General features: G+C 46.2%; 18 protein-coding genes. 2 read left to right on the forward strand and 16 right to left on the reverse strand.

Features of this window, described 5'->3' with window-relative positions; all coding sequences use genetic code 11:
• Positions 1–11: 11 nt before the first annotated feature.
• From BLW39_RS02415 to parE, 12 genes are all read right to left on the reverse strand, one after another.
• Positions 12–1,187: an aminotransferase class I/II-fold pyridoxal phosphate-dependent enzyme gene (locus tag BLW39_RS02415; protein WP_059376954.1), complete on the reverse strand. Its 1,176-nt coding sequence runs from the start codon at positions 1,185–1,187 to the stop codon at positions 12–14.
• 228 nt (positions 1,188–1,415) lie between these two features.
• Complete coding sequence (gene rbfA, locus BLW39_RS02420; protein ID WP_059376957.1) at positions 1,416–1,769, reverse strand: 30S ribosome-binding factor RbfA; 354 nt, start codon at positions 1,767–1,769, stop codon at positions 1,416–1,418.
• Between the two features lie 22 nt (positions 1,770–1,791).
• Positions 1,792–4,257, reverse strand: coding sequence for a translation initiation factor IF-2 (gene infB / locus BLW39_RS02425; protein WP_059376960.1), 2,466 nt, complete (start codon positions 4,255–4,257; stop codon positions 1,792–1,794).
• Positions 4,257–4,574 carry a L7Ae/L30e/S12e/Gadd45 family ribosomal protein gene (locus tag BLW39_RS02430; RefSeq protein WP_059376963.1) on the reverse strand — a complete coding sequence of 106 codons (318 nt, stop codon included), beginning with the start codon at positions 4,572–4,574 and terminating at the stop codon, positions 4,257–4,259. The genes infB and BLW39_RS02430 overlap by 1 nt, the downstream gene beginning before the upstream one ends.
• Complete coding sequence (gene rnpM, locus BLW39_RS02435) at positions 4,564–4,863, reverse strand: RNase P modulator RnpM (protein ID WP_059376966.1); 300 nt, start codon at positions 4,861–4,863, stop codon at positions 4,564–4,566. Before rnpM ends, BLW39_RS02430 begins: the two co-directional genes overlap by 11 nt.
• Before the next feature lie 21 nt (positions 4,864–4,884).
• The gene (gene nusA / locus BLW39_RS02440) at positions 4,885–6,051 is read right to left on the reverse strand and encodes a transcription termination factor NusA (RefSeq protein WP_059376969.1); all 1,167 of its coding nucleotides are present in this window, start codon (positions 6,049–6,051) and stop codon (positions 4,885–4,887) included.
• 24 nt (positions 6,052–6,075) lie between these two features.
• Positions 6,076–6,552 (reverse strand): ribosome maturation factor RimP, encoded by a 477-nt coding sequence (locus BLW39_RS02445; protein ID WP_059376972.1) that lies wholly within the window; start codon positions 6,550–6,552, stop codon positions 6,076–6,078.
• A gap of 179 nt (positions 6,553–6,731) precedes the next feature.
• Positions 6,732–7,001 (reverse strand): 30S ribosomal protein S14, encoded by a 270-nt coding sequence (gene rpsN, locus BLW39_RS02450; RefSeq protein ID WP_059376981.1) that lies wholly within the window; start codon positions 6,999–7,001, stop codon positions 6,732–6,734.
• Positions 7,001–7,150 carry a 50S ribosomal protein L33 gene (gene rpmG / locus BLW39_RS02455; protein ID WP_002815032.1) on the reverse strand — a complete coding sequence of 50 codons (150 nt, stop codon included), beginning with the start codon at positions 7,148–7,150 and terminating at the stop codon, positions 7,001–7,003. The genes rpsN and rpmG overlap by 1 nt, the downstream gene beginning before the upstream one ends.
• 140 nt (positions 7,151–7,290) lie before the next feature.
• Positions 7,291–8,196 carry a manganese-dependent inorganic pyrophosphatase gene (locus BLW39_RS02460; RefSeq protein ID WP_059376988.1) on the reverse strand — a complete coding sequence of 302 codons (906 nt, stop codon included), beginning with the start codon at positions 8,194–8,196 and terminating at the stop codon, positions 7,291–7,293.
• Between the two features lie 74 nt (positions 8,197–8,270).
• Positions 8,271–10,703 (reverse strand): DNA topoisomerase IV subunit A, encoded by a 2,433-nt coding sequence (gene parC, locus BLW39_RS02465; RefSeq protein WP_059376996.1) that lies wholly within the window; start codon positions 10,701–10,703, stop codon positions 8,271–8,273.
• Between the two features lie 21 nt (positions 10,704–10,724).
• Positions 10,725–12,857 (reverse strand): DNA topoisomerase IV subunit B, encoded by a 2,133-nt coding sequence (gene parE, locus BLW39_RS02470; RefSeq protein ID WP_074717724.1) that lies wholly within the window; start codon positions 12,855–12,857, stop codon positions 10,725–10,727.
• 252 nt (positions 12,858–13,109) lie between these two features.
• Between parE and plsY the strand changes: the two genes are divergently transcribed.
• Positions 13,110–13,727 carry a glycerol-3-phosphate 1-O-acyltransferase PlsY gene (plsY, locus tag BLW39_RS02475; RefSeq protein ID WP_059377006.1) on the forward strand — a complete coding sequence of 206 codons (618 nt, stop codon included), beginning with the start codon at positions 13,110–13,112 and terminating at the stop codon, positions 13,725–13,727.
• A gap of 86 nt (positions 13,728–13,813) precedes the next feature.
• On the opposite strand, the gene BLW39_RS02480 is transcribed toward plsY, so the two are convergent.
• Positions 13,814–16,060 (reverse strand): RelA/SpoT family protein, encoded by a 2,247-nt coding sequence (locus BLW39_RS02480; RefSeq protein WP_059377013.1) that lies wholly within the window; start codon positions 16,058–16,060, stop codon positions 13,814–13,816.
• Between the two features lie 296 nt (positions 16,061–16,356).
• Here BLW39_RS02480 and BLW39_RS02485 point away from each other — a divergent pair, with 296 nt between their 5' ends.
• Positions 16,357–17,571: an MFS transporter gene (locus tag BLW39_RS02485; RefSeq protein WP_059377018.1), complete on the forward strand. Its 1,215-nt coding sequence runs from the start codon at positions 16,357–16,359 to the stop codon at positions 17,569–17,571.
• A gap of 39 nt (positions 17,572–17,610) precedes the next feature.
• On the opposite strand, the gene BLW39_RS02490 is transcribed toward BLW39_RS02485, so the two are convergent.
• From BLW39_RS02490 to BLW39_RS02500, 3 genes are read right to left on the reverse strand one after another with little or no spacing between them, the layout of a single operon-like run.
• Positions 17,611–17,895 (reverse strand): DUF7671 family protein, encoded by a 285-nt coding sequence (locus BLW39_RS02490; RefSeq protein ID WP_059377023.1) that lies wholly within the window; start codon positions 17,893–17,895, stop codon positions 17,611–17,613.
• Entirely contained in the window at positions 17,882–20,416 is a 2,535-nt protein-coding gene (locus BLW39_RS02495) for an ATP-binding protein (protein WP_059377028.1), read from the reverse strand. Before BLW39_RS02495 ends, BLW39_RS02490 begins: the two co-directional genes overlap by 14 nt.
• Positions 20,397–21,476 carry a carbamoyl phosphate synthase small subunit gene (locus BLW39_RS02500; protein WP_059377030.1) on the reverse strand — a complete coding sequence of 360 codons (1,080 nt, stop codon included), beginning with the start codon at positions 21,474–21,476 and terminating at the stop codon, positions 20,397–20,399. Before BLW39_RS02500 ends, BLW39_RS02495 begins: the two co-directional genes overlap by 20 nt.
• Between the last annotated feature and the right edge of the window lie 13 nt (positions 21,477–21,489).

Here is a 21,489-nt window from a genome sequence, read left to right on the forward strand (position 1 = left end):
CAATTTCATCATTATTTTTGTCGCTGTTGTTCGACATAGGTCGCAATTCGCTTGAGTCCTTCTTGCAATTGCGACATTTCTGACGCATAAGAAATGCGAATAAATTGGTTAGCTGACTCAAAGAGAGAGAACCCAGCCCCCGGAATAACCGAGACCTTGGCCTCCTGGGCCAGTTTTTCCGCAAAGGACCAACCATCCGTCCCAAAATCAGCTGGCAGCTTGGCAAAAAGGTAAAAGGCTCCCTGTGGTGCTACTAATTCAAAGCCTAAGTCTTCCAAGAACTTAACCGCATAGTCGCGTCGCTCCCGGTAGCCTTCAATCATATAGGCCAAATCAGCCTTTGGAATCTTCAAGGCCGCCGTGGCCCCATCCTGAATAAAGGTTGGGACGGCAAAAACTAAGGGTCCATGAACCTTTTGAATTTCGGCCATTAAATCCAAAGGACCTAAGATGAAGCCCAGTCGGTAACCAGTCATCGCGTGTGACTTTGACAGGCCGTTGACCACGATTGTCCGGTCTGGCAAGAGCTTGCCCATTGAAAAGTGGTCCCCATCATAAGTCAATTCGGCATAAATTTCATCCGAAATCACCCAAAGGTCATTTTCTTCAAAGCACTGAGCCAATTCGGCCAGTTCAGCCTCGTTATAAGTTACCCCAGTGGGGTTACTTGGGTAGTTAAAGAGAATTCCCTTGACTGGGACCGTTGCCTCTGCCAAAGCCTGGTTAACCATTGCCGGCGTCAACTTATAAGCATTTGCCTCGGTGTTGATGGGCACAGCCGTCCCACCAGCCAGGCTCAAAGCCGAAAAGTATGAGCCGTAGGCTGGATCTGGAATCAACAGGCCATCACCGCTAGCAAGCAGGGTCTTAAAAATTGACTGCATGGCTTCGGTGACCCCAACCGTGACCACTACATTGTCAATGCTTGGATAATCTAAGTCATAGCGGTCTTTCATGTAGTCAAGGACAGCCTGCCGCAATGCTGGCTCACCCTGTGAGTCACCATAATGGGAACGATTTGAGCGAATTGAATCAATTGTTGCTTCTTTAATAACGTCTGGGGTGGCAAAACCCGGTTCACCAAATGTTAGTGAGACCAAGCCTTCGATATTGGCGACTGCATGTTGAAAACTGAGTAGCTTATCGGGCGTTAGGTTTAAAACACTTGGGTTTAATGGTTTTGTCATGATGATTCCTCTCTGGTTGTTCTGAACAGCGGGCATTTTTGTTTCAATACCTTGTCTTTCAGTCTACACAAAGACCGAGTATTTTTGAAGATGATAAAGATGAAACTATTGTAAGTTATCGTGAGTATTACTCACCTTGATTCTAATTTTATCCCCAGGACCTTAAAATAAAATAAAAACGGGACTGCTATCGCAGTCCCGTTTTATCGCAACCAACAGCGGTTGCCCTTAATCTTTTTGATGCAATTTACGAATTAAATCTTCAATATGATCACCATATTGGATTGAATTATCCAAGATAAAATGAAGCTCTGGAATCTTATAAACAGTTAACCGAGCCCCTAATTCGCGACGAATCAGACCTGAAGCTGCTTCTAAGCCCGCTTGGGACTTCTTTCGATCAGAAGCATAGTCAGACAAAATCGAGTAGTAAATATTAGCGATTTGAAGGTCACCTGAAACTTCAACAGAAGTAACGGTCACGTCCTGCACGCGTGGATCATTTACCCGCTTTAAAATCAAATCAGTTACATCTTTTTGGATTTCCTGAGCCAAACGCCCAGCACGTTGCGCATTTGCCATGCTAACCTCCTATCCACAAAGCTTACTTAGGCTTTACTTCTTCCATAATATAGGCTTCAACAGTATCGCCAGGTTGGATATCGTTAAACTTGTTAACAGTAAATCCGAATTCATAACCAAACTTAACTTCGTTCACAGCATCCTTACCACGCTGCAATGAAGCCAAGGCACCATCATAAATCACTGTACCGTTACGAACGATTCGAACCTTAGAGTCCTTGGTAATCTTACCTTCTTCAACGCTGGCACCGGCAATGGTTCCAACCTTTGAGAACTTAAAGAGTTCCTTAACAACAATTTGTCCGATAACCTTTTCTTCGTAAACTGGTTCAAGTTGACCCTTCATAGCGGCCGTTACATCGTCAATGGCGTCATAAATGACAGAGTAGAAACGCATGTCAATCTTGTCATTATTAGCTTGTGACTTTGCAAATGGCGTTGGGCGAACGTTAAATCCTAAGATAATCGCACCAGAAGCTTCCGCCAAAGAAACATCTGATTCGTTAATCGCACCAACGGCTGAGTGAACAACATCAACCCGAACACCATCAACTTCAATCTTCTTCAATGAACCAGTCAAGGCTTCAACAGAACCCTGAACATCGGCCTTAACGATAACTGGAACCGTCTTCATGGCCTTTTCAGCCATCGTGTTGAACAAAGTATCCAAAGTAACCACTGAACCAGCGTTACGGACTTCTTCACGGGCACGCTTTGCTCGTTCTTCACCAGCAGCACGGGCAGTCTTTTCATCGGCCATCACAATAAAGCGGTCACCAGCCAAAGGTACTTCGTTCAAACCAGTAATTTGAACAGGAGTAGCTGGCTTAGCAGCATCAATATCGTGACCCTTTTCGTTAGTCATTGTTCGAACACGACCATAGGTATTTCCAACAACAATTGGATCACCCACATGCAAAGTACCTTGTTGAATCAACACAGTTGAAACCGGACCGCGGCCCTTGTCCAAACGAGCTTCGATCACTGAACCACGAGCTGGTTGTGTTGGGTCGGCCTTCAATTCCAAAACATCGGCTTCCAACAGAATCATTTCAAGCAACTGGTCAACATTCTTTCCAAACTTAGCTGAAATTTGAACGAAGATCGTGTCACCACCATATTCTTCAGGAACCAAATCATGGGCCATCAATTCGTTCATGACTTGTTCAGGGTTAGCCCCTTCCTTATCAATCTTGTTGACAGCAACAATCACAGGCGTTCCAGCGGCCTTGGCATGGTTGATTGCTTCGATTGTCTGAGGTTGAACCCCATCATCGGCCGCAACAACCAAGACCGTGATATCCGTCACGTTGGCACCACGAGCACGCATTTCAGTAAAGGCCGCGTGACCAGGGGTATCCAAGAAGGTAATCAACTTGTCATTCAAACGAGCCTGGTAGGCACCAATATGCTGGGTGATTCCACCGGCTTCACCGGCAGTCACGTTGGTCTTACGCAAGTAATCCAACAAAGTTGTCTTACCGTGATCAACGTGTCCCATGATTGTTACAACAGGAGCGCGTGGTTCCAAGGCTTCTTCGTTAATTGTTTCATCATCGAAGAAGCGATCGATATCGGCCACGTCTTCTTCTTCTTTTTGCTTAGCTTCGATTCCATAATCGGCAGCCAAGACTTCAATGGTATCTTCATCCAAAGATTGGTTTTGGTTGGTCACCACACCCAACAAGAACAACTTCTTGATGATTTCAGTGGCGTCACGGTGCAACAACTTAGCCAAGTCTTGCACGTTCATACCAACCTTATATTCCAAAACTTCTGGCAATGGCTGTTCCTTACGAACTGTTACTGGCTTCTTTGGTGCTTGCTTAGCAGCAATACGGCGAGCCTTCTTCGAACCATGTGGCTTGTCATTACGACGAGGCGTTTGTTGCCCAGTTCCGTTAGTATTACGCTTACGAGTATTGTTACGAGCTGAGTTATTGCCTGAAGCCAATGACCCACCAAAGCGACCCGTACCGGCGTTACCGTCAGTCTTCGCTTGACCAGCAGGTGCGACAGTTTGAGCCGCTGCTGGCTTAGCAGCCGGCTTCTTAGCGGCTGGCTTTTGTGCTGCTTGTTGCTTTGCCTGCTTAGCCTTGTTGTTTTCAGAAACGTATTCCTTCAAACTGTCATCTTTTTGTGCAGAATAGTTAATCTGGCCTTCACGAGGCTTCGTTGACCAAGACTTCTTTTCACGCATCATTGGACGACCGGTATTAGCGTTCGCATTGCGGTTATTGTTTTGACGACGGTTGTTGTTTTGACCGCCTTGACCGTTTGGACGGCTGCCATTGCTATTATTATTCCGGCGGGCGTTTTGTCCCCCTTCATTAACGTTTGGACGGGGACGTCCATTGGTATTGGGCTTCGCGTCATTTGACAACTTGGCGGCATGCCGACGCTGGGAAGCTGGCAATTCTTTTCGTTCAGGGACTGACTGCTTACGGGCAGGCCGGTTTGATCCTGAGAATTTCTTTTCTTCTGCCATTAATTCCGCTCCTTTTCTTCAAGTAATTGTTTCATTTTTTTAGCAAAGCCTTGATCCGTGACGGCCATAATTGAACGGTTCAGTCCAATTGCTTGGCTGAGCTCTTCTTTTGTAAAAGTTTCAACCAGGGTCACGTGATAAAAATTGGCTTTATCCCGAAATTTTTTCTGCTGACTGGCCCCGCCATCCACAGGGAAAAAGGCAATCTTTGCCTTTCGCTTTTGGATAGCTGTCAAAGTATCCCCTGTTCCAAAAACAAGGTTACCTGAACGGCGGGCTAGGCCAAGAAGTTGTAAGAATTGATCCTTACTGTTCATTTTCAAACAACTCTTTTCGGGCTTGCTGGTGATCGACATAGGCAAAAAGTTCCTCATAAAAAGCCGGATCAATCGGCTGAGAAAATGCCTTTTCAAAGACACGTTTTTCCTGTGCTTGCTTGGCCACATCACGGTCTAAGGAGATATAAGCTCCCCGACCATTCTGCTTACCGGAAGGATCTAAAAAGACCTCCCCTTCCTTATTTTTAACGACCCGGACCAGGTCCTTTTTAGCCAGCATTTCACCGGTCACAATATCTTTTCTCAAGGGTACCTTCCGTGTTTTCATGAAAGAACCTCCTTTAATTGCTTAGTCTTCTGAGTCAGTTGAAGCAACATCACCATCAACTTGGTCATCAGCTGCTTCATCTTCTGGAACAACTGCCTCATCGTCTAAGTCAGTTGCTGGATTAGCAGCCTGTGCTGCCAAATTTTGGGCTTCGCTTTCTGCCTTGATATCAATCTTAAAGCCAGTCAAGCGAGCAGCCAAACGAGCATTTTGCCCCTTCTTACCGATTGCCAATGACAATTGGTCGTCTGGAACAATCACCGTCACGGCTTGTTCATTTTCAGGATCAAAAATGACGTCAGTCACTTCGGCTGGGTTCAAAGCGTTGGCAATGTATTGCGCTTCATCTTCGACCCATTCAACGATATCCATGTGTTCGCCACCAAGTTCAGTGACAACTGCTTGCACACGGGCACCACGTTGTCCAACCAAGGCCCCAACTGGGTCAAGGTCAGCATCGTGCGTGTAAACCGCAATCTTTGACCGGTCGCCAGCTTCACGGGCAATCGAAACAATTTCGACAGTTCCATCATAAACTTCTGGTACTTCTTGTTCAAACAAACGCTTAACCAAATCAGGTGCCGTCCGTGAAACAAAAATTTGTGGCCCCTTCAAAGAGTTATCAACCTTGCTGACCAAAACCTTGATTCGATCACGCATCCGGTACGTTTCCGTTGGCATTTGGTCGGCCGGTGTCATCACCGCTTCTTGCTTACCTGGCAACATCACGTACAAGAAACGACTGTCTTGTCGTTCAACTTCACCCGTGATGATTTCATCTTGGTAATCTTGGTACTTATCATAGATGGCTTGGCGAGTAGCTTCACGCATCTTTTGTACGATGACCTGCTTAGCCGCTTGAGCAGCCATCCGGCCAAAGTCCTTTGGCGTGACGTCAAAGCGAATTTCATCGCCGGCTTCATAGGCCTTGTTAATCTTGAGGGCTTCTGTCAATGAAATTTCAGTATCAGGATCAACCAAGTCATCATCCAAGACAACCAACTTGACCTGTTTGATGGTCATTTGACCCTTCTTATCATCAAAAGTTGCTTCAACATTTTGAGCAGCGTTGTACTGCTTCTTGTAAGCAGCCTTTAGAGCGTTTTCCAAAGCTTCTACGACAACCGCCCGATCAATACCACGTTCTTGCTCTAGAGCATCTAGGGCTTGTACTAATTCTTTACTCATCTGCTTTCTCCACTTTCAATCAGATTAAAATTGGACGGCCACAATGGCCTTGGCAATTTCATCAAAGTTTACTTCTAACTTTTCTTGGTCCGTTTGCAAAGTCAAACCGGTATCACGCAAATCCGTAATTTCACCAGTCCACTTCTTTTGACCATCCTTTGCAGCAAACAGTGCTAGCGTCACCGCTAAATCGCCATCCTTTGCCCAGGCAAAGTGCCAAGGCAAAGCAAGTGATCGATCCATCCCTGGCGAAGCAATGTCTAACATATACTCACCGGGCACCGGATCAACTTCAGCACTATCCAGTGCCTCGTTGACTGCTTGGGTAAATTCAGTAATCTGGGCCATCGAAATGTTTTGATGCTCTGGTAAGTCAACCAGGACCTCAACCGTTTTTTGGCCGCCAACTTGCTTAATATTTAAGTCCCATAACAGCAAACCTTGGTCTGCAATAATTGGTTCTAAAATATCCAGCAAGGCTTGATTTTTTGCCTGTGCCATCCAAACTCCTTACTTTCTATCATAAAAAATGAGCCGGTCAAATCCCCCTGACCCGCTCACTTACAATTTCTATGTAAATTAACTTACTTCTATAATAGCCGATTTTCATTACAAAAGCAAGGTTAGCAGCCCAAAGAAAAAAACCACAGCAATGCTGTGGTTTTTCGTGGTATTTCAACTTACCAAGAAGCCTTACGAACACCAGGAATCTGGCCCTTGTGAGCTAATTGACGGAAGTTAAGACGTGACATACCAAATTCACGCATGTATCCGTGAGGGCGACCATCGATTTGGTCACGGTTGTGGACACGAACTGGTGATGAATCCTTTGGCAAAGCTGCCAAACCGATGTAATCACCTGCAGCCTTCAAAGCAGCACGCTTGTCAGCATACTTTGCTACCAAAGCTTCACGTTGCTTTGCCTTTGCAATCTTTGATTTCTTAGCCATTACTTAATCTCCTTGAATGTTACCACTTTACGAAGTTTTGGTGAGTACTTCTTCAACTCCAAACGATCAGGCGTATTACGACGGTTCTTTGACGTCAAGTAAATACGCTCTCCAGTTTCATCATTGCCTAATACGACATGAATACGCATATTCCCTGCTCCTCAGTGTTAGATTTTTTTATAAAAATTTATTTGCTTGTCAATACAAGTAAATATTATACATAGATTTCAAGCGGCTGTAAAGCCCAATTTTAAGATTTTCTTAACGAAATCGACACAAAGTCAAGTTATTAGAACTGACCCTGCAATGGTGGCACAACTTGCTTCTTTCGTGAAACCACACCTGGCAAGTCGATTACATTGTTCGTCAACTTTTGACCAAAGGCAGCTTCGATGGCTTCAGGTGCATCACCGATGTAAAGTCCCTTTGAGTTTGAGTTCAAGATATCAGTAATCACAAACAAGAAGTCTTCGTAACCAGCAGCCTTGATTGCTTCTTCCAAACCTGCTTGACGAGCCAAAACATCATCAATATCAACTGTGTTAACTTGGCCAATCCGGAATTCATGTGAACCCATGGTAAAGGACTTCGCATCCCCTTCCAACAATTCTTCATCTGTCCGCGTTGACAAATCAGTTCCAGCCTTCAACATGGCCAAACCGTATGCTTCCAAGTCATCAATCCCAGCAATCTTAGCCAATTCTGGCAAAGCCTGACGGTCAACATCAGTTGTGGTTGGGCTCTTCAACAACAAAGTATCTGAAATCAAACCAGAAGCCAACATTCCAGCTACCTTAGCAGGAATCGTCAAGCCAGCTTGCTTGTATTCAAAGTACAAGATTGTTGAAACAGAACCCCATGGCTTAGCCGTAATGTACAAAGGGGTGGCGTTTTCAAATGAAAACTTGTGGTGATCATAGATGCCGTAAACTTGAACATCTGCCAAGTTATCAACTGATTGAGCAGCTTCGTTGTGGTCAACCAAGACAACTTCTTCTGTTTCGGCCTTGTCGATCACTGGTAAGGCTTCCAGGCCAAAGTGGTCCAATGCAAATTGTGTTTCAGCATTTGGCTTTCCCTGAGCAACTGCCTGCGTTTCAAGGCCTTGTTGTGCCAACAAATCAGCAGCGCCCATTGCAGAAGCAACAGTATCTGTATCAGGGTTCTTGTGTCCAAAAACTTGAATTTTTGCCATGTTTTTAACTCCTCTAGTCCGCATTTGTAGCGGTGTTCATTACATTGATTGTAACCCGAATTGACTCATTTTGCCTAGTCATTTTCCTGCAAATTTAATGGGAAAATGGCGACTGCTTGGCCATCACTTTTAACGTCAATCAGGTTTTGTCCGTTGCTGGTTCGACTTGACACGCTGTGATCAGCCAATTGAATGTCAAAAGTCTTCAACCGGTCGGTTTCAATCCGCAGAGCTGCCTGGTCAGCACCAAGCGCCGTGGCGGCCGTAATGTGATATTCAACCGTCTTGCGGGGGCTAAGAACCTGCATCCCCTTGTTAGCACGGTGCCCAACAGAAATTTCATCAATGGCACTATACTTAAAGGTTCCCTGATTGGTGACCAAAGCCAGGTACTTATCCGTCGCAGCCAAGGCCAAAACGTTGACAACCTGGTCATCATCGCCCAACTTAATCGCCTTCACCCCGGCCGTTCGAGCACCAACAACTGGCACGTCATCCAAGGCAAAGCGTAATGCCAAACCGGTCTTGGCCAGCACCATGACCTCGGTCTGATTCGTAATTGGCTGAGCGGTCACTACCCGAGAATCAGCCGTCTTGAGCTTCATCACCACTGCGGACTTCTTCTTGTAAGACTTTGGTACGAGGTCTTTAATTTGGCTTTGCTTGATAAAGCCGTCGTTTGAGGCCAACAAGAAGTTCGCCTCACTATCAACATCATCGATAACAAAGGCTTCGATAATGCTTTCTTGACTATCCCAATTTGATAGGGCCTGGGAGAAATGCTCACCCGGTTCCTTCCACTTGTACTCTTCCAATTCAAAGATTGGTCGATAAATCAAGTTCCCCAAGTTGGTAAAGAGCAAGAGATGCTGCGTTGTGTTGGCCGTTTGGTTCAAGATGATTGGGTCATCATCGGCCAAGCCATTGTCAGCAGCTGAGGCCTTGTATGACCGAAGCGATGACCGCTTGGCATAACCATTCCTTGAGACCAAGATGCGCACATCTTCATCTGGTACCGTCACCGCCGTATCGATGACCAAAGACTCAATTTCGTCTTCGATCACCGTCAACCGTGGCGTTGCATATTCCTTGGTAATTGCCTTTAACTCTGTCCGGATGACTTCATGTAAGGCTTCTTCTTCGTTCAAAATCTTTTGCAAAGCCGCAATTTTTTCGGCCAAAGCCTTGTGCTCGTCTTCCAACTGTGTCACATCGGTATTGGTCAAGCGGTACAACTGCAAGGCCACAATGGCTTCTGCCTGTTCCTTGGTAAAGTCATACTGGTCAACCAAATTTTCCGTGGCGTCCTTGCGGTTCTTTGACGCCCGGATTGTTGCCACCACTTCATCCAGGATGGACAACATCCGAATTAGCCCTTCGACAATGTGCTGACGGGCCTGGGCCTTCTTCAAATCATAGGCCGACCGCTTCAAAACCACTTCCTTACGGAAATCGATAAAGGCCTGCAAACCATCCTTCAACGTTACCAAAACTGGGCGTTGATCGTGGATGGCCACCATATTGAAGTTATAAGAGATCTGCAAATCAGTCTTCTTGAACAAATAAGTCAAAATGCCATCAGCAGAGGCATCGCGAGCCAATTCAATGACAATCGACATTCCTTCACGGTCCGATTCATCACGAACTTCCGTGATGCCGGCAACTTCCTTATTGACGCGGATGGCATCAATCTTAGCAACCAAGGTTGACTTAACCACCTCATAAGGTAGTTCTGTAATCTCAATTTTTTGCTTGCCACCCTTAAGGTCTGAGACTTCTGTCTTGGCCCGAACAACAACCCGGCCACGACCCGTTTCATAGGCCTGCTTAATCCCATCAATTCCCTGGATGATACCACCAGTTGGAAAATCTGGTCCCTTAACGTACTTCATCAACGCTGACAAAGAAGCATCGGGATGGTCAAGCAAGTAAACCAAGGCCTGGTTGATTTCTTTTAGGTTGTGCGGTGGAATATCCGTGGCATAACCAGCAGAGATCCCCGTGGCCCCGTTAACAAAGAGGTTGGGCACTCGTGATGGTAAGACTGTTGGTTCATAAGTCGTATCATCAAAGTTCAAAACCATTTCGACCGTGTCTTGGGCCAAATCCTTTAAGATTTCACCAGACAGCTTGGTCAACCGTGATTCCGTATACCGCATCGCGGCAGCTGGATCGTTATCGATTGAACCATTGTTCCCGTTCATATCGATTAATGGTTCGCGGACCTTCCAATCCTGCGACAAACGAACCATCGCCTCATAAATTGAGGAATCCCCGTGGGGGTGGAAGTTACCCATGACGTTTCCGACTGACTTAGCCGACTTACGGTATGGATGGTCATAGGTGTTTGAATCCTGGTCCATGGCGTACAAAATCCGCCGTTGGACCGGCTTCAAGCCATCGCGAATATCTGGAAGAGCTCGTTCTTGGATGATATATTTCGAATATCGACCAAAACGCTCCCCCATCACAGCTTCCAGTGAAAGCTCTGTAATGCGGTCTGCCATAACGACAATCCCCAACCTTTCCTAATAATTTTTTTTGAACAAATCCAAATTTTCAAAGTGGTCAGCGGCTGATTCATCATCAGCGGCACCATTTGTCGATTGTTTCTTTTTTGAACTAGCAGCCTGCTTTTCGTCGGCCCCATCGGCATCATCTGCTGGTTGTTGACCAGCCATCGCCTGTTCAAAGACTTGAGCGTTGGCTTCATCACCACCGGCAACATTGTCCAAGATTGACCCATCTTCTTCTAGGGTAAATTGAACGTTGCTTTCAATCCATTGGCGACGTGGGTCAACTTTATCACCCATCAAAGTAGTCACGCGCTTTTCAGCCAAAACGGCATCATCAATCTTAACGCGAATCAATGTCCGTGCCTCTGGATCCATCGTTGTTTCCCAAAGCAAAGGAGCATTCATTTCACCTAACCCCTTGAATCGCGTTAATTCATACTTAGTCTTTGACTTTGATGTTACTTGTGCCAATTCATCGTTGGTCCAAGCAAAATCATCATCTTTTTTACCACGGTACTTAACCCGGTAGAGTGGTGGCAAAGCAATGTAAACTCGGCCATCCTCAATCAAGGGGCGCATGTACTTATAGAAGAAAGTCAAAAGTAAGGTTTGAATGTGAGCTCCATCATCATCGGCATCGGTCATGATAATGATTTTATCAAATGCGGCATTCTTCAAATTAAAGTCAGGACCAACACCAGCACCGATGGCATAAATCAGTGTTGATAATTCCTCATTTTTCAAAATGTCAGCCAGCTTGGCCTTCTGTGTATTCAAGACCTTCCCACGCAAAGGCAAGATGGCCTGGAACTTACGGTCACGACCTTGCTTAGCCGAACCGCCGGCCGAATCACCCTCGACCAAAAACAATTCGTTTTTATCGGCATTCTTTGATTGTGCTGGCGCCAACTTACCAGAAAGCAAGCGATCGCGCTTTCCCTTTGACTTACCAGTCCGGGATTCCTCACGGGCCTTACGGGCTGCCTCTCTGGCTTCCCGAGCGCGCAACGCCTTGCGGACAATCTTTTGACCAAAGTCCCCATTTTCAAGCAAGAACCGTGACAGCGTTTCATTCACCACGCCATCAACGGCAGCTCTGGCTTCGGTCGTTCCTAACTTGTCCTTAGTCTGCCCTTCAAACTGAAGCAGTTTTTCTGGCACACGCAAAGAAATCACGGCCGACAAACCTTCACGGACGTCTGACCCTTCCAAGTTTTTATCTTTTTCCTTTAACAAGTTGACCCGACGGGCATATTCGTTAAAGGCCTTCGTCCAAGCAGAGCGGAAGCCCATTTCATGGGTTCCACCATCCTGTGTCCGAACGTTGTTAACAAAGGACAACAGCGTTTCAGAATAACCATCGTTATATTGAGCCGCCACATCAACCAAGATACCGTCTTGCGTTCCTTCAAAGGTCATTACTGGACCGAGGGCTTCCTTCTCTTCGTTTAAGAAGCCAACAAATGATTGCAGACCATGTTCGTAGTGGTAAACCTCTTCATGAACTGGGTCAACTCGTTTGTCAGTCAAAGTGAACTTAACCCCAGACATCAAGAAGGCTGCTTCACGCAAGCGTTCTGCTAGGGTATCAAACTTAAAGACCGTCGTTGAAAAGATGCTTGCATCCGGCTTAAAGGTCACCGTTGTACCGGTACTGTCTTTGGTAGCGCCCAAATCAATCAACGTCCCGACTGGCTTTCCACCATTTTCAAAAGTCTCTTCAAAACGGTGACCATCGCGAACAATCGTCACCTTCAAGTTTTCAGATAGGGCATTGACCACGGAAGAACCAACCCCGTGCAAACCTCCAGAAGTAGCATAGCCTCCCTGGCCAAACTTTCCACCGGCGTGCAGAACAGTCAAGATAACTTCTGGCGTTGGTTTTCCAGATGAGTGCATTCCCACTGGCATCCCCCGCCCAAAATCTTGAACAGTAATGGCATTATTTTCTTCAATTGTGACCCGAATATCGTTTCCAAAGCCACCCAATGCTTCATCGACAGCGTTGTCAACAATTTCATAGACCAAGTGGTGGAGTCCTCGTCCATCCGTCGAACCAATGTACATTCCAGGTCGCTTGCGGACGGCTTCTAGCCCTTCGAGGATTTTAATTGAATCTGAGTCGTAGTGTGTTTGCTTTGCCACGGTCTTCTTCCTTAATCGTCATTTCATCTAAACATCAACCAACTATCTCCTCGGTTCATGTTAGACAATCAATAATTATCATAGATTAAAATTTTCAAACTGACAATAGGAAAAATGAAACTTTGCCAGACCAGCAAAAATAATATCGGGCACATTTTCAGTCATGGTAGTAAGATTAACCTAGTCAAAATAAAATCCTATGGTAGAATAAATATTGCTGTTTCTTGTTTACTTAAAGGAGTTTAAATTCTCATGATCAAAATCATTTTCATCTTGGTCTTGGCCTACCTCTTAGGGTCATTGATGCCAGGATATTGGTTAGGAAAACTTTTCTACCATAAAGACATCCGGACTGAAGGTTCCGGTAACATTGGTACCACCAACGCCTTTCGAATTCTTGGACCAGTTCCTGGTACCATCGTCTTATTCATGGATATCTTCAAGGGAGCCTTGGCCGCTCTCTTACCAACTATCTTTGGTTGGGAACACGTGAACGTCATGCTCGTTGGTTTAGCCGCTATCCTCGGTCACACCTTCTCAATTTGGATTGGCTTCAAGGGTGGTAAGGCCGTGGCAACCTCAGCCGGTGTTCTTTCGGTTTACAACACGCCACTCTTCTTAATGGTCTGTGCCGTTTTCATCACCTGCTTAATTCTCTTTTCAATGGTTTCGGTTGCCTCAATGGTTGGCTTTAGTTTTGCGACCGTGATGTCCGTCTTCTATTACCAAGACATCATCTTATCAATCGTTGCCATTGTTTTGACGGTTTTTGTCTTTTACCGCCACCGCAACAATATCGGTCGAATCTTTGCTGGAACCGAGTCCACGATTCCCTTTGGACTGGTTTACTGGTTTGGTCGTAAAAATTAATTGATAACAAAATAAAAAGCGAGCAGCTGTCTGAGACAGTTGTTCGCTTTTTTGCTGTTGTTTGAAAGATTTTCAGTCGCTACCAATTAGTGAATCGTTCGCTTAACATCATAAACCGACCGGTCAGATGATAAGGAATCGATGATGCCATTTAACTGGGCCACATTTGATACACCAATCGAAGCCTGAACCTGCACCATGCCGCCCTTCGTTACGTGACCATTAATGCCCTTAATGAAACGAGTCCGGGCATTTAACGACCGTAGAATGGCATTTAAGATACCAGGTTCGTTTTCCGCATGAATGGTTAAATCGGCGGTGTAGTCGGGGCGCTGACCGTTTTCATCGGCCCAAACGACGTCAACTAGGCGACGGCCGTTTTGCTGAGCCGCATGAATGTTTGGGCAATCAAAGCGGTGAACGGCAATTCCACGTCCCTGTGAAATATAGCCCGTCACCGGATCACCTGGTACAGGCGTGCAGCAGCCAGAGAGGCGGACAAGTAAGTTATCCACACCGGCAATGACCACGTCCGACTGCTTATCACGGTCACGTGCCTTTTGCTTTGGCACCTGTGGCTCTTTTTTAATCGCCTGACCATTTTCGAGCATGCTCTTTTGCAGCTCTTCAGCTTGCGCAGCTTCTTGCTGTTCACGAACATGGCGGGTTAATTCCTTAGCAACGCCCAAGCGAGAAATGTCACCATAACCAACGGCGGCCAACAAATCCTCTCGTGTCCCAGCCTGCATTGCTTCTGCCACCGCGGTAATTTGGTCGTCGGTTAAGAAATCGGCCGGGTTAAAGTGGGCATCAATCAAGGCCTGCGAGATGGCATCCAAACCATTTTGAATATTGTCCTCGCGGTCCTGGGTTTTCAAGAAATGCTTAATCTTATGCCGGGCTTTTCGCGTTGAAACGAGGTCTAACCAGTCCCGTGAAGGAGTGGCGTTTGAACTCGTTAGGATTTCCATAATGTCGCCGTTTTGGATCTTATAATCGAGCGGCACAATCCGACCGTTCGCCTTCGCCCCAGTCGTTTTAATGCCGACGTTTGAGTGAATGGCAAAGGCCATATCAAGTGGACCAGCCCCCTTTGGCAACTCATAGACGTCGCCAGCGGGTGAAAAAGCATAGACCCGGTCGACAAAGAGGTCGGCCTGGACGGAATCCATAAAGTCTTGGGCATCTGTTGCGGATTCCTGCAGTTCCAAAATTCCTTGAATCACGTTTAGAGCGCGTTCGTTTTGGTCTTCTACATCCGCGGACTGGTTCGATGTGCCGTGATGTTGCTTATAGGCCCAGTGGGCCGCAACCCCGTATTCCGCCACTTGGTGCATCGCGTGGGTCCGAATTTGCACTTCTAAAGGTCGACCAGAAGGGCCAATCACCGTCGTGTGCAGTGACTGATAGCCGTTTGGCTTTGGCAAAGCAATATAGTCCTTAAAGCGGCCTGGAATTGGCGTCCAGTGGGCGTGAATGGCCCCCAAAACGGCATAGGTATCCGGAATTGAATTGGTCAAAACTCGGATAGCCGACAAGTCATAAATTTCGCCAAACGACTTATGCTTGTCAACTAATTTGCGATAAATTGAATAGATGTGCTTAGGACGACCGTAAACAACGACGTTTTCCAATCCTAATTCATGGATGCTATCCTCAATCTTATCGACAGCGACCTGGATTGACTTGATGCGCTCGTCACGCTTCATGTCCATTAGGCCGGCAATCTTGTGATAGGCATCAGGTTCCAACACGGCCAAAGAGAGGTCTTCTAGTTCCCATTTGATGGCAGAAATTCCCAGCCGGTCGGCTAGTGGCGCGTAGATGGACAAAGTTTCATGGGCAATCCGCCGCTGCTTTTCAGGACGTAAAGCATCCAATGTGCGCATATTATGCAGACGATCGGCCAATTTGACAATAATCACGCGGATATCTTTGGCCATCGCCAAAAGCAACTTGCGGTGATTTTCGGCTAGTTGCACCTTGGAATCTTGGTACTTAATTTTGGAAATCTTCGTCACGCCATCGACAATCCGGGCGACGACCGGGTCAAAGTGTTCCGTGACGTCTTCCAAACTAACCGGTGTGTCTTCCACGATGTCGTGCAGAAAACCAGCAACGATAGTTGGTCCATCCATCTTTAGTTCGGCTAAAATCCCAGCCACTTGAATTGGATGAATAATGTAGGGTTCACCCGAATGGCGGCGCTGCTTAGCATGCAAATTCTTTGCCCAATCATAGGCAGCTTGCACCTGAACTACTTGGTCATCCGGCAAATAACCCTTGACCATGTCTAACACTTGATTGGCTGTATATTCGTGATACTTAGGCATCGCACCAACCTTCCTTTAATCAAAAATAGCCTAGCAGCAGCCTAGGCGTAAGAAAACAGTCACCCAGCTTGGCAACGCATTATGAAACGAATTTAGGTACTTTCTATTATAGTGTAGTTTAACATTCTGAACAAGTTTTTTGCCTCCAGAACGGCATTTTCAGCAATATCAATACTATTTTTCACAAATATGTCTTTGTACATCAAAATGATATATTGCTTTCGTGCATATTCTAAAAAAAAGTAGTAAACTATCTCTTTAGCATATTAAAATTCTCTCATTTCAGGAGGCACTAAATGACCGACACCGATCAAGATGAAAATAGTTGGAAACGCAATGTCTGGATTGTCTGGATTGCCGTTTTCATGACTGGAATCGCCTTTTCAGAAGTTTTACCCTTCATGCCGCTTTACATCGACACTCTGGGTAATTTTTCCAAAACAGAATTAACCTTTTACTCTGGCGCCGCCTTTGCCATTAACTTTTTGGTAACCGCCTTTGTCTCACCCATTTGGGGTAAAGTCGCTGACACGAAGGGCCGCAAGCTAATGATGATGCGGGCAGCCTTAGGGCTATCCGTTAGTCTGTTTTTGATGGGCTTCATTCAAAACGTTTGGGAACTGTTAGCCCTACGGGCAATCCAAGGAGCCTTAGGTGGTTTCGTTTCAAACGCCAATGCGCTGATTGCCACACAAACGCCAAAGGAATCCGTTGGCCGGGCACTGGGCGTCATCGTCACTGGCTTTACCGGTGGACAGCTCATTGGTCCTCTGTTCGGTGGTGCGATGGCAACCGTCGTTTCCTATCGAACCCTCTTTCATCTAACCGGTGTCATCTTCTTAGTTGTTTTCATCTTTATCTGGCTCTTTGTTACGGAGCATAAGGTCGATCCCGTTGTCGCTCAAAAAAAGCAGGCAAATGTGACCTGGAAAACTTTGCCAAAAAAGCCATTACTCGTTTCCCTCTTTATCACGACGATGCTGATTCAAACGGTTAACATGTCAATTAGTCCGATTGTCTCTCTGTTTGTCCGGGAAGTTCTCCATAACCATGGTAGCGTCACCTTCTTCGCTGGGATTGTAGCTTCCATGCCTGGTCTAGCAACCGTGATTTTTGCACCAGTCTTTGGTCGCTTAGGCGATAAAATTGGGACCAAATATCTCATTCAAGCCGGCTTTGTGATGGCCGTTTTGGCTTTCGTACCAACCGCCTTTGTTACCTCAATTGTCTTTTTGATTCTTCTACGTTTTGCGGTTGGAATTTCGGATTCAACGATGTTGCCATCCATTCAAACGTTGTTGACGAGAAACTCCCCCGAGGGAATGGTTTCACGAGTCTTTTCTTATAACCAATCTTTCCAGGCGGTTGGTTCCGTGATGGGCCCAATGCTTGGGGCTGCCGTTGCCAACCTCTTTGATTACCGGGCAATCTTCTTAGTCTCGGCTGCCATCATCGCTTTAAACGGTTTGCTCTTTTTCTTTAACGTTAACCGTAAATATGATTTGAACTAAAAAAGGACCTGCAAGCAGGTCCTTTTTATTATGCTTTTATCATTCAAATTGTTCTAATGAGAGCGTCTCACTGGTAAACCGACTCATTGGCTGGTAGTCGTGACGCTTTTTAAAGGAGAGTGGTTCCGTCTTGACCAGCAAAACCCGTTGATTTTGCTCGGTCAAAAAAATTTGTCCCGGACCAATTAATTTGCCCTTGGTGTGCTTACCAATCCGCCAGGGGTGTGGACTACTGTCCTTTTTTACCTGGTAATTACCAGAAGCATCCTCTTGCAGCATCAGGCCGTATAAGATTACCGTATCGTATTGATTACTTTTCCCCATCAGCTTGCTCACTTTCAAATGGGACTAACTTGGCCCCCATTTCAAACCGGGTCATGTCTAATGACTTGTCCGGCTGCAGGTGCAAAGCGTAATCCGTGTCTGAAGTCACCATCGCCAGTGATGCCCCTTCATGGTTAGCGGCCATCTTTGCCAAGAACTTTCGATCAGCCTCGTTTAACTTGTCAACCCAAGCCCGGACAACCATCCGGCCAAGCGGCATGCCAAGCGCCTTCGTCAGGTAAGCAATATGCCCATATGGCATTGGCCGTAACCAGGTATCAACTGTCAAATTAGGCAGGGAGACTTGGTCAACCCAAGTATCAATATCTGCTCGCCAAATGACTTGATACAAACCTGGGCTAGACAAGTCTAAGTCGTCAATAAAGTCAGAATTGATTTTTTGCTTCAACAGTCGGCTTTCACCTGGCCGCTGTTGCAAAATCACCAATGGATGCTTCGTTTGTCCATCATAAAAGAAATTTAGGCAAAATTCAGACTGACCAGCTTCTGGTCTTGCTGGATGGTGCTTTTCTTTCGGAAAGACAATCACGTTTTGATTCAAATCGGTCAAAGCCGCAATCAACTTTTTCCGGTTTCCCGGTACTAAGATGGCGTGTGGCTTTTCCAAATCAACAACGGACATCACATCGGAAGTTTCCAGCGGTTCCAGATACTGCTTATCCGACAAATGTGGTAACAGAGTCGAATCAGCAGCGTTGTTATTCATGATAATCGTTTGATAATCCAAGCGATGCAACTCTGACAAGGTAATACTCGTCATGTAGCCCGCTGAGACCCCATCACCCATTCGAAAGGCTCCCGGACCGATAATCAAAACTGATTGGTTATCAACTGGTTCCGACTCATTTTCTTCCTCAAATGTGGCAAAGAATTGCCGCTCATGCTCTGGAAATTCTCCGGCCGAAGGTTCGAGCGCCTTATAAGTTGGTATCACATCGTGAGACCGAGCTAATTGACGCACTTCTTGAAAGTCTGTATCCCAAAAGCGGGCAATTAAACCATCCGAAAACCCTGACTTCTTAGCCATTCGCAGTGACTGAGCATCCTTGTTACTTTGATCAACCGAACGTTCAATCTCAATCAGTCGTTTCAACTGATAAAAATAAAATTCATCAATGTTAGTCAATTCCGCTAATTCGTCAACCTCATAACCGCGACGAAGTGCTTCAATCAGCAGCAAAACCCGGTTATCTTGAGGGTGAATCAACTGCTGGATTAACTCATCATCAGAAACATCCGCCATATACTTTGGTGAAAACGACCGGTTGTTAAAGTGCGCCGACCGAATCGCCTTTTCCATGGCTTCGACAAACGTCCGGCCAAACCCGAGGGCGGACCCGACCGACTTCTGAACAGAATTCAATTGCCGGTTAACCGTGATGTTGGAGGCGTCTAAGTCCCCAAATGGAAAGACCGGCAACTTAACGACAATATGGTCCATCACCGGCTCCATAATCGCCGTCTTCTGGTGAAAGGCATTTGGTAGGTAGACATTAGTCAAACGAATGCCCATTGCCAGCTGCGCAGCAACCAGCATCACGGGATAACCCGTCATGACAGCCATCCGGTTAGCCAATTGGTCCAAATAAGGAGAAACCTTGATGACATAGATTTTGCCAGTCTTTTCGTCATAAGCAAACTGGACGTGCATGACCCCTTTTAGGCCAATCATATTGGCAATCAAAAAGGCTTGGGCCCGCATTTTTTGCATCACCGGATCTGAAATGGTTAGCACCGGTGCCACGGACAAAGAATCAGCCGTATGGATTCCAATTGGGTCCATATCTTCGGCTGCCCCAACCTGCAGGCAGTTGCCATCGCGGTCGCGGACAACTAAGACAGAAATTTCCTTCAAACCATTGATTGCCTTAGCAATCAAAACCTCATTGGTTAATGACTGATCCATTACCTGCTGAACCACTCGGTCAAAGTCATCCAAACGGTCAACAATTTGTCGTGTTGTTCCTTGGATGGGCTTTTGAGCCCGGACAACCAGCGGCAATTCCAATTCACGGAGTAACTCATTGGCTTCATCTTGCGTCTGAATGACGGCCGAGGCGGTTACCCCTAAGCCTGCTTCATCTAAGCGCTGAAACAGCTGGGTCCCGTTGTTAATTTGATGTAAGTCAGCAGCTGCGAGGCCTAAACTTTGCGGAATCTGACCATCTTCCAGCCGCCATTCAGCCACCACTTGGTCCCACAAGCGAATAGCTCGAATGCCACCAAAAAGTGGGTAAACAGCATCAATCTGCTGATCTTGAATAATTTTTTTAATATTGGCCACAGTTAGGGTCTTTAAAATCCCGGTAGCCGCTGGCGATTCTAATGCCAGTGAATACGGGTTATCATCAACCACTGTGATTGTATAACCAAGTCCATTCAAAATTGGCAGGACTTGATAAATTGCGGCATCACTTTCACCCTGCAGGCCAAAGTCTGTTTCGCCACCACCGATAAACAATACTTTTTCAACCGGTGTTTCAGTTATTTTTTTGTACATAATCTGCTACCGTTTCAAAAAAGTCTGCGAAAATGCCGTTAGCCTCTAACGGTCCCGGTGCCCCATCTGGGAAAAACTGAACCGAAAAGGCCGGATAGTCTCGTAAACGAATACCCTGAGCGGAGTTATCCACCAAGTCTCGGTGAGTCACAAAGAGCTTCTTGTTATCCAACGAATCCATATCGATGACATAACCCCGTCCCTGCCGAGCGTAAAAAATTTGTTGGGAAATAATTTCTTGAATTGGGTGGTTCATCCCGTGGTATTCGGCTGGCAAAGCCTGCAAGGCCGCCCCATTGGTTAAAGCAAGCAACTCGTGCCCCAGACCAATTCCTAATAATGGCACCTTGGTCTGCAAAACTCGAATCAAAGTCAGCACAGAATCTGGCAAATCTTCAGGGTTTCCAGGACCAGTCGACAAGATAATGCCGTCTGGATCAAGGGTTAAGACCTCATCAACCGTCGTGGTGTAAGGCAAAACCGTGACGTTCGCGTCATAGTCACCCAGAACCCGTAAAATTCCATTTTTTAAACCAAAATCAATCACGATGATATGAAAACCATGGCCAGGATTAGCATAGGCCTTTGGTGTCGCCGTATTTTGTACCTGCTTATTGGTCAAAACCGTAGCGACCAGTTGGTCAACCGCATGGTCATCAACCACATCAACAATCGTGGCCTTCTGTGGACCAGTTTCACGGAGATGACGGATTAACTTACGCGTATCGACCTCATAAAGACCGGGAATATTATGATGCTGTAAAAAACGGTCCAAATTCATCCGTCGTTGCCGGTTGGTTGAGACCTCCGCCAAATCATGGACAATTACCCCACGCACAGTCGGAGCCGTCGATTCATATGCCTCCGCGTGAATTCCATCGGCACCAACAACGGGCATCGCAAAAACAATCATTTGACCATCGTAAATTGGATTTGTGATGGTCTCTTGATAACCAGATGTCGCTGTATCAAAAATGATTTCACCAAAGGTTGTTGCCGGAGCGCCAAATCCTTGGCCAGAAAAAACTGTACCATCTTCTAAGATAAGATGCCGTTCCATATAATCCCTTCTC

This window comes from Fructobacillus pseudoficulneus (assembly GCF_900108455.1).
Classification (GTDB): Bacteria; Bacillota; Bacilli; order Lactobacillales; family Lactobacillaceae; genus Fructobacillus; species Fructobacillus pseudoficulneus.